Source organism: Clostridium arbusti SL206, from assembly GCF_000246895.1.
GTDB classification, from domain to species: domain Bacteria; phylum Bacillota; class Clostridia; order Clostridiales; family Clostridiaceae; genus Clostridium_I; species Clostridium_I arbusti.
Genome location: NZ_BAEV01000002.1, coordinates 39,359 through 54,862 on the forward strand (window position 1 = coordinate 39,359; position 15,504 = coordinate 54,862).

The 15,504-nt window shown below is 30.1% G+C and carries 9 protein-coding genes; 2 read left to right on the plus strand and 7 right to left on the minus strand.

Annotated features, from left to right (window positions below; all coding sequences use genetic code 11):
* Positions 1 to 51: 51 nt before the first annotated feature.
* The 4 genes from RH99_RS00725 to RH99_RS19100 form a co-directional block, all read right to left on the minus strand.
* Complete coding sequence (locus tag RH99_RS00725) at positions 52 to 3,546, minus strand: AAA family ATPase (RefSeq protein ID WP_010233043.1); 3,495 nt, start codon at positions 3,544 to 3,546, stop codon at positions 52 to 54.
* A complete protein-coding gene (locus tag RH99_RS00730) occupies positions 3,533 to 4,756 on the minus strand; it encodes an exonuclease SbcCD subunit D (RefSeq protein WP_010233045.1) in 1,224 nt (407 codons plus the stop codon). Before RH99_RS00730 ends, RH99_RS00725 begins: the two co-directional genes overlap by 14 nt.
* Positions 4,757 to 4,991: 235 nt before the next feature.
* A complete protein-coding gene (gene abc-f, locus RH99_RS00735) occupies positions 4,992 to 6,662 on the minus strand; it encodes a ribosomal protection-like ABC-F family protein (RefSeq protein WP_010233048.1) in 1,671 nt (556 codons plus the stop codon).
* Positions 6,663 to 7,160: 498 nt separating this feature from the next.
* Complete coding sequence (locus RH99_RS19100; protein ID WP_010233052.1) at positions 7,161 to 7,331, minus strand: hypothetical protein; 171 nt, start codon at positions 7,329 to 7,331, stop codon at positions 7,161 to 7,163.
* A gap of 145 nt (positions 7,332 to 7,476) precedes the next feature.
* Between RH99_RS19100 and RH99_RS00740 the strand changes: the two genes are divergently transcribed.
* Positions 7,477 to 8,691, plus strand: coding sequence for an FprA family A-type flavoprotein (locus RH99_RS00740; protein ID WP_010233055.1), 1,215 nt, complete (start codon positions 7,477 to 7,479; stop codon positions 8,689 to 8,691).
* Between the two features lie 83 nt (positions 8,692 to 8,774).
* Here the strand turns inward: RH99_RS00740 and RH99_RS00745 are convergent, their stop codons facing one another.
* A complete protein-coding gene (locus RH99_RS00745; protein ID WP_010233058.1) occupies positions 8,775 to 10,700 on the minus strand; it encodes a GTP-binding protein in 1,926 nt (641 codons plus the stop codon).
* A 143-nt stretch (positions 10,701 to 10,843) separates the two neighbouring features.
* Between RH99_RS00745 and RH99_RS00750 the strand changes: the two genes are divergently transcribed.
* Positions 10,844 to 11,470, plus strand: a complete 627-nt coding sequence (locus RH99_RS00750) for a hypothetical protein (protein WP_010233060.1) — start codon at positions 10,844 to 10,846, stop codon at positions 11,468 to 11,470.
* Between the two features lie 351 nt (positions 11,471 to 11,821).
* Here the strand turns inward: RH99_RS00750 and cls are convergent, their stop codons facing one another.
* Positions 11,822 to 13,351, minus strand: a complete 1,530-nt coding sequence (gene cls / locus RH99_RS00755; protein WP_010233062.1) for a cardiolipin synthase — start codon at positions 13,349 to 13,351, stop codon at positions 11,822 to 11,824.
* 69 nt (positions 13,352 to 13,420) lie between these two features.
* Complete coding sequence (locus RH99_RS00760) at positions 13,421 to 14,929, minus strand: FGGY-family carbohydrate kinase (RefSeq protein ID WP_010233064.1); 1,509 nt, start codon at positions 14,927 to 14,929, stop codon at positions 13,421 to 13,423.
* Between the last annotated feature and the right edge of the window lie 575 nt (positions 14,930 to 15,504).

The window sequence follows — 15,504 nt, forward strand, 5'->3', positions numbered from 1 at the left end:
ACAAAAAACAGAAGCAGTTATACTTCTGTTTGATGATAGATCTACTCTATACTAGCTTCTCTCTATCCTAACCTTACTACCACCAAATCCTGCCTCTGCAGCCGTTACTATAAGCTTTACTGGTACTCTATTCTTTATTGATTCAACATGACTTATTATACCTATTGAAAGTCTGTCATTGTGAATTTTCTCTAAGGAATCCATAACAACCTCTAGAAGGTTATCATCAAGAGTTCCAAAACCTTCATCTAGAAAAAATAATTCTAAAGGTGCTGTACCTTTCAATTGTATCTGAGCTGATAGTGCCAAAGCTAAAGCTAGTGACGCTACGAAGGTCTCTCCTCCTGATAAGGTAGATGCATCTCTCTGTGCTCCCCCATTTTTATAATCTCTTATAAGAAATTTACCATTGTCATCAACCTCTAACCCATAATTTCCTGCAGTAATATCTTTTAGCCATTTACAAGCTTCAATAGATATATATTTAAGTTGATTTGCTGCAACAAATTCAACAAATTTTTTCCCTTTGAATAATTTGTCAAGGTCATCTAAAAGACTTAATTTATGATCTAGTTCTCCTTTGTCTTTTAAAAGCTTCTGCTTTTCTAAAAGACTCTCACCTATAGATTTAACCTCTGTTTCCAGTTTTATTTTATTTTCTTCTAAATTTCTTAAGGTTTCATCTTTATTATTTTTTACATTTTGTATTTCAATCCACTGTTCTTCTGACAAACTTCTATTATCAATTTTCTTTTTAAGACTTTCTATAGTACCCATAATCTTAGCACGGAGATTCTTATACTCCTCTATTTGTAGTTTCAGCTTATGAATTTCTTCTTTAACCATAAAGTTGCCCTTAGCATTATCTATACTCTTAATACCTTCTTCGCTTAAAGCATTTTCAAGATTTTCTTTATCCTTTATAACTCTTTCCTTTAAACTAGATAATTCACTTTTAGTGGCAATTATATCACTATTACATTGGTTATACTGAATTTCTATTTTATTTTTATCCTTTTCTAATTTTTCATATTCTTCCTTTATTAATCTTATGGAATCACATATTTTTGCACGAAGTCCCTCTAGATCATCTATATTTCCAACTTTATTTTTTATAGATTTTTCTTTTTCTTCTATATTTTTATTTTTTTCAATAAGAGTAGTTCTTTTCTCTCTAAAATCTTCCCTTAGACTTCCTAATTCTTTACCTAAATTTTCTTTTATCAATAACCAACTATCAAGTTTGTTTCTTAAATCTTTTATTTCTTTCTGTAAAATAGTCTTTTCCTTTTCCTTTTGAGAAATCTCATCCCTTTTCCCTTTAAAGTCTTCAACTTTTAGATCTACTTTTAATACTGATAGTTGTTTATTAGCTTTTCCAAATTGTTCATCTAATTCTTTTAAATCTTCTTCTACTTTTTTTAACTGCTGCTGATTTTCAATTAATCTTGTATTTTCTCTACTGTATTCAACCTCTAAACTACTCTTCTCTTCACCTAAAGATTTACTTTTCTTATCTAAATCTATCTTTTTAGCATTAAATATACCTACATTATGCTTTAAGACATCAAATTTATTTTTAAGCTCTTCCACTGAATCACTTTTAAATTTTTCACCCAATTCATGAATTTTTAATTGATTTTCTTCTACATTTTTCTTTTCACCTTTAATATTAGTTTGTGCCTTTATTATTTCTTCTGTTAATACTGTGTATTTTTTCTCTTTACTGCTTAAATCTACTTTTAACTGATCTATATTATTGGATTCCAGTACTGTAATATTTTCTATAAAATGATGTTTGGATCCGCATACAGGACAAGCTTCTCCTTCTAACAATGCCTTTCTTAAGGTATGAGCTATATTTTCAGTTTCAATTTTCTTTATAGAATCCTTTAGTTCACTAATTTCTAATTCCGCTGAAACTTTATCCTTCTCTTTATTATCCATCTGTTTTTTTAAAGCTTCAATATTTGTGTTACTCTTATGTAAATCAGCATTATAGTCCTTATATTTACTCCATTTGTCTCTTAAAATGGATAACTTTTCTTGAAAATTTAATAGTGTATTTTCATCTCCAGGACAATTTTCTACAAGCTGCTTAAATTCTTCATTATACTTAATCAATAGATTTTTACTTTCTTTAAGTTTTTCTAATAAATTTTCACTTTTAATCTTAGCTTTTTCAATATTTGATAATATATTTTCTTTACTTACTAATAAATTATATTTCTGCTTTGATAAATTCTCACAAGTATTTGAAATTACTATACCATCATTAACTTTTTTCTTATATTCTTCAGGTACTATCAAATCTTCTACTCTATTTTCCTTTGCAATAATACTATCATTAAGATTTTTAAGATTTTTTTCGTTCTTCTCTATTTCTGAATTTATACTTTTCCCATTTCTTTCTATTTCATCAATATTATCTTTTAATGAGACCGTTTCCTTCTCTAAATCATTTACTAATTTTTTTTCCTCTATTGCGTCTATAACCTTCTGCTGTTTTATAGTTAATTCAGGTAGTTCGTTTTCCTTCTTGCCTTTAGCTACTTCTAATAAAGATTCTAATTTTACTTTGTTTTCCTTTATAATTTCTGATTTACTATTTAAATCAGAAAGCTTATTTGTTATATCACCAGTTTGCTTTAACGTAGTTTCATAACTATCAACGTAGGGCTTCACCTTTAAAGCACTTTCAGCCAAAGTAACTTTTCTTTCACTTTCATTTATTTCGTCTGCTTTTTCTTTAAGTTTATTATCTCTATCTAATTGCTCCTTTAATTCATTTTGAAGATTCCATAGTTCCTTACCCTTACTAAACTTTTCTTCATAGAGCTTCAATTCCATTTGGAATTTATCACATTGCTGTTTTGTTTCCATGAGAACTTTTGTCTTTTCCTTTAGTGCTTCATCACTGATATGTTCATATCCCTTTAATTCTCCCTCCAGTATGCTTGCTTTTTCCTTTTCCGCTCTAATCTTGCTATTTAACTTAATAGAAAGGTTATCTCCATATTTTTGAAGGCTAAATAATCTCTCCAGCATATTTCTTCTATCTTTTCCTTCTAACTTTAGAAATTCACTAAATTTTCCCTGAGGCAGCACCACAGTTCTTGTAAAATCCTCTAGCCTTAATCCGATTATTTCTTCACATTTTCCTGTTACAGTTTTAGCTCCTTCTTCTAAAATCACTTCATTTTCATCAGTTATATCTATTATCTTTGCAGACCTAGTTCTCACACTTCCTGTTTTACGTTCTCTTCTAAATTCTCTATCTACCCTATATCTTTTTATTTCTCTTGCAGAAATTTGAAACTCAAAACTCACATTTAAGCTATCACAATTGGTATTCATATAATTTGAACTTTTCCTTGCCACTTCTCCATACAATGCTAAAGTAATACCATCAAGTATGGTAGATTTACCGCTTCCCGTTGGACCAAATATACCAAATAGACCTTTATCGGTTAACTTTTCAAAGTCAACACTCTGACTCTCTATAAAACTATTTAACCCTTTTATCTTAAGTTTAATTGGTCTCATCTTCATCTTCTCCTTCCCTTATAATAGATAATAATAAATCTACTACTTCTGGTTGTGGTTCAACTTCTCTTTCCTTAAAATAGAATTCTTTAAAAATATCTTCAAAGGATTTTTCTGAAAAACTATTTATATCTACCTCTTCACTATTTTCTCCAACTATCTTAGGTACAATTTCCAAAATATCATTTTTGGCATTTTTCATTAGCTTTATTTCGTCTTCTCTTATATATCTGTCAGTTGTTATCTCAAGATAAACCCAACAATTCTTTTCTTTGTTTTCTTCACATATGTTAATTGCCTCTTCAATACTTTTACATTTCCACACCTCTATAGGCTTATAGAGCTTAAATTCCACTTCTTGAATATTGCAATCTTCACCTGCTTTTGCCTCTACGATAAAACATTTTTTCTTAAAATTAATTTCCTTCTTATTATAATGTATTGGTGATCCCGCATATCTAGCTCTTCTATCTGTACCCGGTACTACCTGTGGTTTATGAACATGCCCTAGGGCAATATACTGAGCATTTTTAGGAAAACAGCTTCCATCTACAATGAAACTTCCTCCAAGTTGGATGCTTCTCTCCGATCCCGCCTCTTCACTTCCCATAGCAAATAAATGTGATACTGCTATATTTATAGTATCCTCTCTGTAGTTTCTACTTAAAGTTTCAAATAAAGTCTTTATTCTGTCACTATAGGATTTTAATCTTTCCTCTTCTTCGTCCATTGCTCCATATAGAACTTCATTTAATCTCTTTTCACTTGGATATGGCACTGTAAGAATCACAGATTTTTCACCATTTATTTCTAACTCAATAAAACCTTCTCCTGAATTAATAACTCTATGATTACCATATTCCCCTACCGGAACTACTGACTTAGGAGTACCCACCATTATAATTCCATGATCCCTGGCTAAGGGGCCTGCTGCTACCAATCTATCCGGATTATCATGATTTCCTGATATAACTAAAGTTAATCTTTCACCATTAGCAGATAATTTCTTCAGTGTATTGTAAAACATTCTTTCAGCCCTAGCTGGTGGATTAGGGTTATCATAAATATCTCCTGCAATAATTATCAAATCAATGTTATTATTTTTAACTATTTGAGCAAAGTCATTAAGAAATGCCTCCTGCTCGTCCATACGACTACAACCCTCTAAATTTTTACCTAAATGCCAGTCAGCTGTATGTAAAATTCTCATTTATTTCCCCTCCAAGCTGAATATTCATCTACAATAATTCCTACATTTTATTAATTCTATTCCTTTAATACTATTTTAACATCTTAATAAATCTTATCAATTAATTTATGTACAATAATCCTAAACTTATCGTGGTATAAAAAACTCTCAGCAAGTAATATTCATTGATAGAAACTAAAAGAAATAAGAACGTACACAGCTTTTATTTTAAAAAATCTATGTACGTTCCAATTTTTCATTTAATATTAAGATATTTTATTTTTAACTTCATCTTTAATTGCTTTAACTCTTTTAATATTTTATAATATTCATTATCTAGCTCTTTAACATCATCCTTTTTAGCGGGAGCAGATAATTTGCCTATAACTTCTGAAAGACGATTTTCAAGTACAAGTATTTGTTTTTTAATCTCTTCTTCTCTATCAGTTACAGGATTATTCTTTTTCTCAATATATTCTTCATAACTTCCTTTTGAAGTTAAAATCTTGTGGTTTTCAATATATATAATATTATCTGCTAAAGAACTTATAAATCTTCTGTCATGAGAAACAAATATAATGCTTCCACCATAATCCTTTAATACTTCTTCCACAACCTCAAGGGAATCTACATCTAAATAGTTAGTTGGTTCATCTAGTATAAGTAAATTTATATCACTTAATATAAGTTTTGCAAAGCAAACTTTAACCCGTTCTCCACCACTTAGAATCTTAACTTTTTTATGAACTTCTCTATCCTTAAATAAGAGTCTCCCTAGTATAATACGAATATAAGTTTCATCATAAACACTGTCTATAGTGACATTTTCAAGTATACTTAGTTCATCATTTACAATGTCAAGTTCCTGACTATAATATCCTACTTTTAGTGCCTTAGATTTCTTAATTGAACTTTCACTCTTCATAATCATCTTTATAAGAGTACTTTTACCACAGCCATTAGGTCCTATAATAGCATTTTTCGAGTTATTAAATATAGTAAATTCTGCATTTTCAAATATAGTTTTATTTTGAAAGGATTTATTAATATTATTACCCCATATGAGCACATTATTATAAAGCTTATTTCCATCCGGTACATCTAATTTTATCTTTTTTATCTCGCCAGGCTTTTGCTTTATGTCCATATGGTCCAATCTTTTCTCCATATTCTTTATGTTTCTATCAAGACTGGCCTTTGCTTTTTGACCACCCATTTTATGAAGTCTTGCCTCAGAATTACCCATACGGGTAGGTGTCCTTTTTATAGAATTTTCTCTCCTTTTTACCTGTTCAACAGACTCTTTAATCCTTCTTTTTTCTCTATTATATTGTTCATATTCAAAAGCTTCCCTGTTAAATTCCTGATTTTTCTGATCTTTATAATCACTGTAATTACCTTTATATTCTTTAATTTTACCCTTATTTAAATCAAATATGCTATTGCATAATTTATCCAAAAATTCTCTATCATGAGATACAATTATAAAGGCACCCTTGTATTCTTTAAATTTTTTTTCAAGGAATTCTACACCCTGAATATCTAAATTGCTAGTGGGCTCATCGCCAATTATCATAGGGCTATTGTCATAAAAGCCCTTAGCCAGCTTAAATCGGGTCTTTTCTCCACCGCTCAAATAATTATTCCATGTTGTATTAGCTCCAAAAGCTTTAGCTGCCTTACTATTTATGGTGCCCTGATCCTCTTTATCAAGCTGTTCTATTATACTAAAATCAACATATCTTTTAACAGAGCCCTCATATTCACTATCTATTCCAGCAAGTATATTTAGCAGTGTGGTTTTACCTTCACCATTGATACCCACCAGCCCAATTCGGTCTTCTGAATAAACTTTTAAATTTTTTATATTAAGTATAAGTCTATCCCTATAATATTTTTTAACATTTTTACATTCTAATAACAACACAAAAAACCCCTCCTTAAACCCAGAGAGGATATAACTTTGCCAATATAAAGATTACTTATAAAAGTACAATACAAAGTGTATTTATATAATAGAATACACAAATAAACCTATGATAAAACATAGATAAAATAAATACTCTTACTAGTAATAAAGATATTATAAAAGCAACGATACACTATCCACTCATAGGTTTTAATAAAATTAAGCGCAAAAACTCTAAGTCTAATTTAAAGTTTTTAATTATTTTACTAAACAGTCCTTATAAGTGAATTACATTCTCATGACTTCAAATACCTTTACCCTTTCATGTATTTATTAATTAAATTTATACCTTGTGATTTTATTGTAGCATGCTATTGTGGTAAAATCAACAGTCCTCATTCACTTAGGCACATTCAAATAAATAACTAGTCAGTATGCTAGTCTATTTTGAATCCCACTACGTCAACAGAACCCTCAGATAGCTCACTATCTGAAGAACCTATTTCCTTGTAGGATTCAAAATATACGTCGCATCTTTGACTTACTATTTATTTTCATATACCTTATAGCGGTAATAGTTATTTCATTATGGGCATGTTTTCTATCACAATTATTTATTGTTTCAGCATATCTTACCTCAATATTAGGTAATTTATCATTTCTAAAAATCTTACTATTTAAAGACAAAAAAGTTCCTCCTTACTATTTAAGATTAATAAATCTATACCTCATGTAGTAATAATTATTAATAAGTAGACTTGTTTTTAAGTATAACAGTGTTAAAATAAATTATATACAGTAAATACTAAAATACGAAAGGGGGGCACTAGCTTTGCATAGTGTACAAGAAATTTCTCCACAAATATTCTGGGTTGGAGGAAGCGATAGAAGGCTTGAACTTTTTGAAAATATGTTTCCTCTTCCAAACGGAGTTTCATACAACTCATATGTAATATTAGATGATAAAACAGTGCTTTTAGACACAGTTGATTCATCAATCACTAAACTATTTATAGAAAATATAAAACATGTTCTTGCCGGTAGAACTCTGGATTATTTGGTTATTAACCATATAGAACCAGATCATGGCGCTAATATTGAGGAAATAGTAAGACTTTATCCAGATGTAAAAATAATAGGAAGTAAAACAACATTTAAGTTTTTTGGTCAATATTTTGATAAAGATATATCATCTAACAGTATAGTAATAGAAAAAGAAGGTACAGAAATATCACTTGGCAATCATACTCTTAGCTTTTATTTCGCTCCTATGGTGCACTGGCCAGAAGTTATGGTAACCTATGAAAAATCTGAAGGTATCTTGTTTTCTGCAGATGCATTTGGATCTTTTGGAGCACTATCTGGAAATATTTTTGCAGATGAAACAGATTTTGAAAATGTCTTTTTAGATGAAGCAAGAAGATACTATACTAATATTGTAGGAAAATATGGAAGACAGGTTCAATCTGCTTTAAAAAAGCTTTCAACACTTGAAATTAATATGATTTGCTCCGTTCATGGTCCTATATGGCACAAAAAGGACATTCCTTACATTTTAGACAAATATAATCGCTGGAGTCTTTATAAACCTGAGAAAAATGGTGTTGTCTTTGTCTACGGATCTATGTATGGAAATACAGAAAATGTGATAAATGCTCTAGCGAACAAACTTGCTCAAAGAGGTGCTAAGGATATTCGCATGTACGATGTATCCAAAACTCACCCTTCTTATATAATATCTGATTTATGGAAATATAGTCATATGGTAATTGCTGCTCCAACATATAATCTGAACCTTTACTACCCAATGCATACACTATTACATGAATTAAATGCATTAGCCTTTAAAAACCGTAAAGTTTCAATTATAGGAAACCATACTTGGGCAAGTGCTGCAGTAAAACAAATGAAAGAATTAATAGCTTCTATGCCTAATATGGAAGTTATAGGTCAACCATTAGATATAAATTCTACACTTAAAGCAGAACAAGAACAAAAACTTGACAAGCTAGCTGATGACATTTGTAAATCCTTGAGTGAAATATAAAAACTTTTTATATAAGCCATGAAAAACCCTGAATATAATATTATTCGAGGGTTTTTCATGATGTATTTCCTATTTCCAGATTACTATAAACAGTGCATATACCCCTTTGCCTCATCTCCACTGACCAGAAATGCTTGTCCTTTTGAGCAAAAAATAGAGGTGGATGTATAATCAATGTCAGCATTCTTATTATATCCTATTTTCTTTATTACCTCTTCCTCATTGTGACAGATATCATATCCATCAAAAATAAAGTTTATTTTTCCCTTACCTTTTGTTATTGCGGTAAATTCTATCCCATAATTCATAAAGGTAGCCACAGGGCCCCTTCCTATTATAATAACCTTATTGAGAGAGGTTTGTGGAGCTTCAAAAGAACCCTTTAATTTTTGTATATCAGATAAAATCCTTCCCATATAATCTATATCTGCTTCCATTTTAAATCGATAATAGGGTTCAATCAGCACATTTTTTGTATTTTCAAGCCCCTGTCTCAAAGCTCTAAAGGTGGCTTCTCTAAAATCTCCTCCACTGGTATGTTTATTATGTGCTCTTCCAGTGATTAAAGTAATCTTTAAATCGGTTATAGGAGAACCTGTTAATATACCATGATGCTCCCTTTCATAAATATGTGTACAAACCAAATTTTGATTTCCAATAGTTAAATCATCGGTATGACATACACTATTAAATATAATTCCACTATTTCTCTCTGCAGGCTCTAATTTAAGATGTACTTCTGCATAATGTCGTAATGGTTCAAAATGTCCATATCCTTTTGCCTCTGTTAGAATAGTTTCTTTATAAAGTATTTCACAAGGGCCAAAGTCTACCGATAGATTAAATCTTTCTTCTACTAGCTGCTTTAAAACTTCTAGCTGAATGGTTCCCATAATATGAACCTGTATTTCATAAAGTCTTTCATCCCAATTTATATTTAAAGCAGGATCTTCTGATTCCAAAAGCTTAAAATAACTTAAAACATCTTTTGCATTTATGGCGTCATCAAATATAACTTTTGATTTTAGCGTTGGAATCATTTCATAATAAATTTTTTCTTTTAATGAACCAACTCCATCGCCTATAGCTGCACTTGATAGGCCTGTCACTGCAAAAAGCTCCCCTGCAAAAACCTTATCTACAGCTTTAAACTTATTTCCATTATAAATTCTTATTTGACTTACTTTTTCCGGTATTTCTTCTCTAACTCTTAAAGTTCCACTTAGTGCCTTTATAAAGGTCAATCTATTTCCCTGCTCGTCATGACGTATTTTATATACTAGTCCACTAAATTCTTCTTTATCACTGTATTCTGTAAAAGTTAATAAATCCAATACTTCTAAAAAGCTTTCTATACCAACATCTATTAGTGCTGAACCACTTAGACAGGGAAAGATTTTATTTTCTTTAATCATATTCTTCATAGAATTTATCCATAGATTTTTCTCATAGCCATCTTCTAAATATCTTTCAAAAAGTACTTCATCTCTTTCTGCAATAAACTCTATAAGCTCAGAGCTCATTTCACCCTTACTAAGGGCTTCTGTTATAAAACATACATCTTTAGTTAAATTCAAAGAAATTTCTTCAAGTACATCCTGAGCACTTGCACCCTCTCTATCCATTTTATTAATAAAGAAAAATGTGGGTATGCCATACTTTCTAAGCAGTTCCCAAACTAATTCCGTCTGTCCCTGGATCCCTTCTACTCCACTTATTATAACAATGGCATAATCCATTATTCTAATGGCTCTCTCCATTTCTGGTGAAAAATCTGCATGTCCTGGAGTATCCACTAAATAATAAGTTGAAGATTTATAATTAAAAATACCCTCATCTGAAAATACTGTAATTCCTCTTTCTTTCTCTATATTATGACTATCTAAAAAAGAACTTTTATGGTCAACTCTTCCTCTACTTTTAATACTCTTTGTATGATACAGTACTTGCTCCGCGAAGGTAGTCTTTCCAGCGTCTACATGAGCTAATATTCCAATTGACTTATTCATATTTGCACCTCTATAAATTGATTATATAGATTATTATAAATTAATCATAGTTTTAACTCAATTTTATTTATTTTAGAAAGTAATTATAAAAATTGTGATACAATATAAGAATTAAGAAATTTAAAAAGAAATAAGGAGAATATATGAATAAAGACGTATTATTAAATAACACCGAATTTGAACAATTAACTGCATCTGAAATTTGGGAAAGACTATATAATAGAGAACTTAATTCTAAGAAGAACATTCTAGAATACATTGATATAACAGCGGTGCTTAAAAAGGGAACTATAAATGAGGAGAAGATTAAAGATACATATAATTATATTTATAATCACATAGAACAATTAAAGGGTTCAATAAAACCAAATACAATGATGTATCTAAAGAATAAGCTAAAAACACAGCTTGGAAAATATGTTAAAGAAAAGGATCCAAAGCCAGTGAATCACTTTATAGAATTTTTTAAAAAGGCCTATCCTGAAAACACTAGAAGGAAAGATTTCACCTGGGTTCTAATGGATATAAATAGTATATCCGAAGAGCAGATATGGACTACTTTAACATACATAAATAGGGAATGTCTAAACAATAAGCTCACTCTGAATTCTGATCAAAAGAAGGATATAATAGCAATAATAGAATTTTTACTTAATAAGAACAATATTAAGTATATAAATGATCTTAGAAACCTTAAACAATTAACAGATAGATTAGATATAAGTATTGTAAATGTTGGTAAATCATTTAAGGCATATGAAAATAAATAGTAAGTCAAAGATGCGACGTATATTTTGAAGCCTACAAGGAAATAGGTTCTTCAGATAGTGAGCTATCTGAGGGTTCTGTTGACGTGGTTGGATTCAAAATAGACTAGCATACTGACTAGTTATTTATTTGAATGTGCCTAAGGTATATTATAAATAAATTTAGACTTAAATTCGGTTAGAATTAAAAAGCAAGTAATTTATGTATTTAAAAAATCACTTGCCGAATTGAAGTTTATTATTCTTCAATTATTCCAATATAGAAATATAATTTCTATATTAACAGCTGCCACCAAGTTTTTTATTGTTCATGGCCTCTAGCTACTACCTTTTATTTTTAATCAGCAGTAAAATCTAAAGAAGTGGTGCGAATAACCTGAGAAGAGCTTGAAGAACTTTAATGTACCAAGGTCTATGTTTCCATTCATTAAAACTCATTTCCTTACCAACTTCAAAAGTTTCCATTATATCTTTTTTCATATCCTTTAATACCGAAGCTCCACATATCCAAACACCATTTTCAAAATGAAGATTAAAACTGCGGTAATCCATATTTATACTACCTGTTATCGCATTATCATCATCACTAATAATAGTTTTTGCATGTATATATCCTGGATTGTATTCATAAATTCTCACTCCAGCTTTTATAAGTTTTCCGTAATTTGAACGTGTCACCATATGTACATACCATTTATCCCATATTCTAGGGGTAACAATTCTAACATCTACTCCACCCATGGCTGTCAAACATAATGCATCCATCATTGAATCATCAATAACTAAATAAGGAGTAGTTATATAAACATATTCCTTTGCATTATAAATTACTTGTCGATACATAACTTCTGCTGGATTATGAGGATTGTTAACTGGGCCATCACTAAAAGGTTGATAAAATCCGTCTCCAATTATTTTTACAGTGGGTTCATATTTTAAATAATTTTCTTTTATTTTACTTTCAGTTTCCCACATCTGAAGAAATGTTACAGTAAGGCTCCAGACCGCATCTCCCTTTATCCTAATAGCAGTATCTTTCCAATGTCCATACTTGTTATACAAATTAGCATATTCATCAGCAAGGTTAGTTCCTCCAGTATATCCAATATTACCATCTATAATTGCTATTTTCTGATGATTTCTATAATTAATATAGAGTCTATAAATATTTTTATGTAACTGATTAAAGGGAATAGCCTTTATATTTTTACTTCTCAATTCTTTAACTATATTATTTGGTGCTGTCATAATGCTTCCAAAATCATCATATAAAAGCCTAACCTCAACGCCTTGTGCAGCCTTTACTTTAAGTATTTCATATATATGATTCCAAAGTTTTCCCTCTGAAACAATAAAATATTCAAGGAAAATAAATTTCTTTGCATTTTTCATGTCTTCAATCATATCTTTAAACTGCAATTCTCCCAATTCATAATACTTACTTTCAGTATGATTATATAAAGGAAATCCTTCTTTTTCTAAATATTCCGAAATCCTTTTCCTAATTGGATAATATTGCTGAAATTCCAATTGAATTTGAGAATCTCTTTTAAGCCATATCCTTCTATTTGATAAAATCCTTCTGATTTTTTTACTTCGCAACGCCTGTGTACCACTTTGCCCCCATAAAATATAAAGTAAATACCCAAATACCGGTAATAAAATAATAATAGTAATCCACGCAATGACGTAAGTAGAATTACTTTTTTTATTTACCAGAATCAGTACTCCAATCAATCCAAAAATCTCAACCACAAAATATAAATAAACTGATTTTTGTCTTAAATTGATTACAAGAAAAGCAAGCAAAAATATCTGAGCTAAAACAGCTATTCCTACCGTAATAATACGGATCATACTATAGATTTTTTTCGGTTTTCTCATGAAATTGCCCACTCCTTAATACTAAAATTATAACATAATTAATTACATCCCTTTGGTATTTGTAATTAATTATGTTATTGTTTTTAAAATGTCTTTTTGAATTTTATATTGCCTCTTATAAAATTTAGTGTTATCTAAATTAGGTATATACTTATTAGCAACTTTCGCATTACTACTTAATGCTATTTTTAAATTTTCAATATTACCTACTGCATAAGACCCGATAATACAGTTTGTTAGCACTGCCCCTTTTGACACCTGAAGTGTTCTAACTTTACTACCTATTACATCTGCCTTAATTTGATTCCATAAATCATCTTTACTTCCACCTTCAGTTACTGTAATCATATTAATATCAATGCCTGCATTTCTATAAATATCAGTAATATTCAAATATTCATAAGCAATTGACTCCAAAATCGATCTCCACAAAACGTATTGGTCTGTGTCTAAGGTCATATTTATAAAGCTGCCCTTAAGATTTGAATACTCTCCATAGGTATCAGTTAAATAAGGTAAGAAAAATACACCATTGCATCCCTTGGGAACTTTTTTCGCTTCTCTGCTTAATTTTTCATAATATGCATCATCATCTGACTTCTTACAAATATTGTCTTTAAACCAACGTAAGGCCAATCCACCAGTTCTTACAAATCCCCAGTAAAAATATGTATCTTCTAAAGTTCCAGAGTTGAAAATAAGACCACTTCCTCTTCTACTGAGCTCTGGTATAATTCCATTTGTAGAAACACAAAACATGGCACAAGTTCCTGCAACATCAACAGCCCTATTTGCTTCAAATATTCCGTTTCCAAGCATAGATTGCATAGTGTCACCAGCACCGGCACAGATAGGAATCCCCTCATCAAAACCTGTTTCTTCAGCAGCTTCTTTTGATAAACTTCCAATAATATTCCAAGGCTTTACAATCTTAGGAAAATAACTTTTATCTATCCCAAGAATATCAAGCTGTTCATCTGACCACTGCTTGTCATAAACACGATATCCAAGTCCCCAACCAGACATAGTTCCCCAATCAATAAAAGCATCTTCACTACTTAACCCTGCAAGTCTAGATAAAATATATGGAGCATTGTGTACAAACTTTTTCCCTCTTGCTTTAAATTTTTCATCATTGGCTAAAATCCATCTTGCATGCATGGCTGGAAACATACAGCTAGAATCAGCATTGCCTGTTTCGTTTTGCCATATTGATAAATTTAAATTGTTAATGACTTCAACATCATCCTGAGTTCTAGAATCTAAATAATTAATGTATGGTGTAATAGCCTTTCCACTCTCATCTATGCCAACAATTCCACATATAATACCATCACCCATAATAGATTTAACTGAACTTATGGGTATTTGTTTATCCTTTAGCTGAACAGCACACTCCCTCATACCTTTTTTAGTAAGATATAAATATTCGTCAGCATCCATTTCTACCCAACCAATATGAGGATATTTTAGGGTGGTTTGGTTCACTGATTCAGCTATACAATTCATATCTCCATCATATATTGCAACTTTTACGCTTTGGGTTCCAGCATCAAAGCCAAGAAAATATTGCTGCACTTTAACATCTCCTCATTTATCTTCGAATAATTTAATATTATATTTTTCATATTAAATTATCATGTATATATTTATAATAGTAATATAGTATATGAAAAAAAAGATTTTATCAAATAAAATTATAACTATTAATGGCTTTCAATATTCAAAATTGGTTTAAACAAATAGCAATCCCTCAAAAAGTGCAGCATTATAAAATTAAAACTTTAAGAAGAAAATTTTACAGAGTTTGTGGAAACATTTGTTGAAATGAATACTACAGATATATTTAACACCAATTCTTGAAAAAACTGCAAAGGCTGATGCAGTTATTCTCGATTCTCCAATTTATTATCAAGCAGTTACAGGAGCTATGATTTTAATTTTATCATTACAACTATTTCTATTTAAATACTCCCCTAAAAGAATCTATATTATTAGGTACTAATATAAAAGCAGCTGAACAACTTCCTACTGCCGCATGTGTTTTTCCAGTCATTATAAATTCCTCCAAATCTATTCATAGTGCGTCTTAATTATATATAAGATGATACCACATAACTAATTAGGTGGTAAATTATAATTGTTACGACCCA

Coding starts and splice junctions, on each gene's coding strand:
- RH99_RS00730 (WP_010233045.1), bottom strand. CDS start 4,756: ATGAGAATTTTACATACAGCTGACTGGCATTTAGGTAAAAATTTAGAG.
- RH99_RS00725 (WP_010233043.1), bottom strand. CDS start 3,546: ATGAGACCAATTAAACTTAAGATAAAAGGGTTAAATAGTTTTATAGAG.
- cls (WP_010233062.1), bottom strand. CDS start 13,351: ATGAGAAAACCGAAAAAAATCTATAGTATGATCCGTATTATTACGGTA.
- RH99_RS00745 (WP_010233058.1), bottom strand. CDS start 10,700: ATGAATAAGTCAATTGGAATATTAGCTCATGTAGACGCTGGAAAGACT.
- RH99_RS00750 (WP_010233060.1), top strand. CDS start 10,844: ATGAATAAAGACGTATTATTAAATAACACCGAATTTGAACAATTAACT.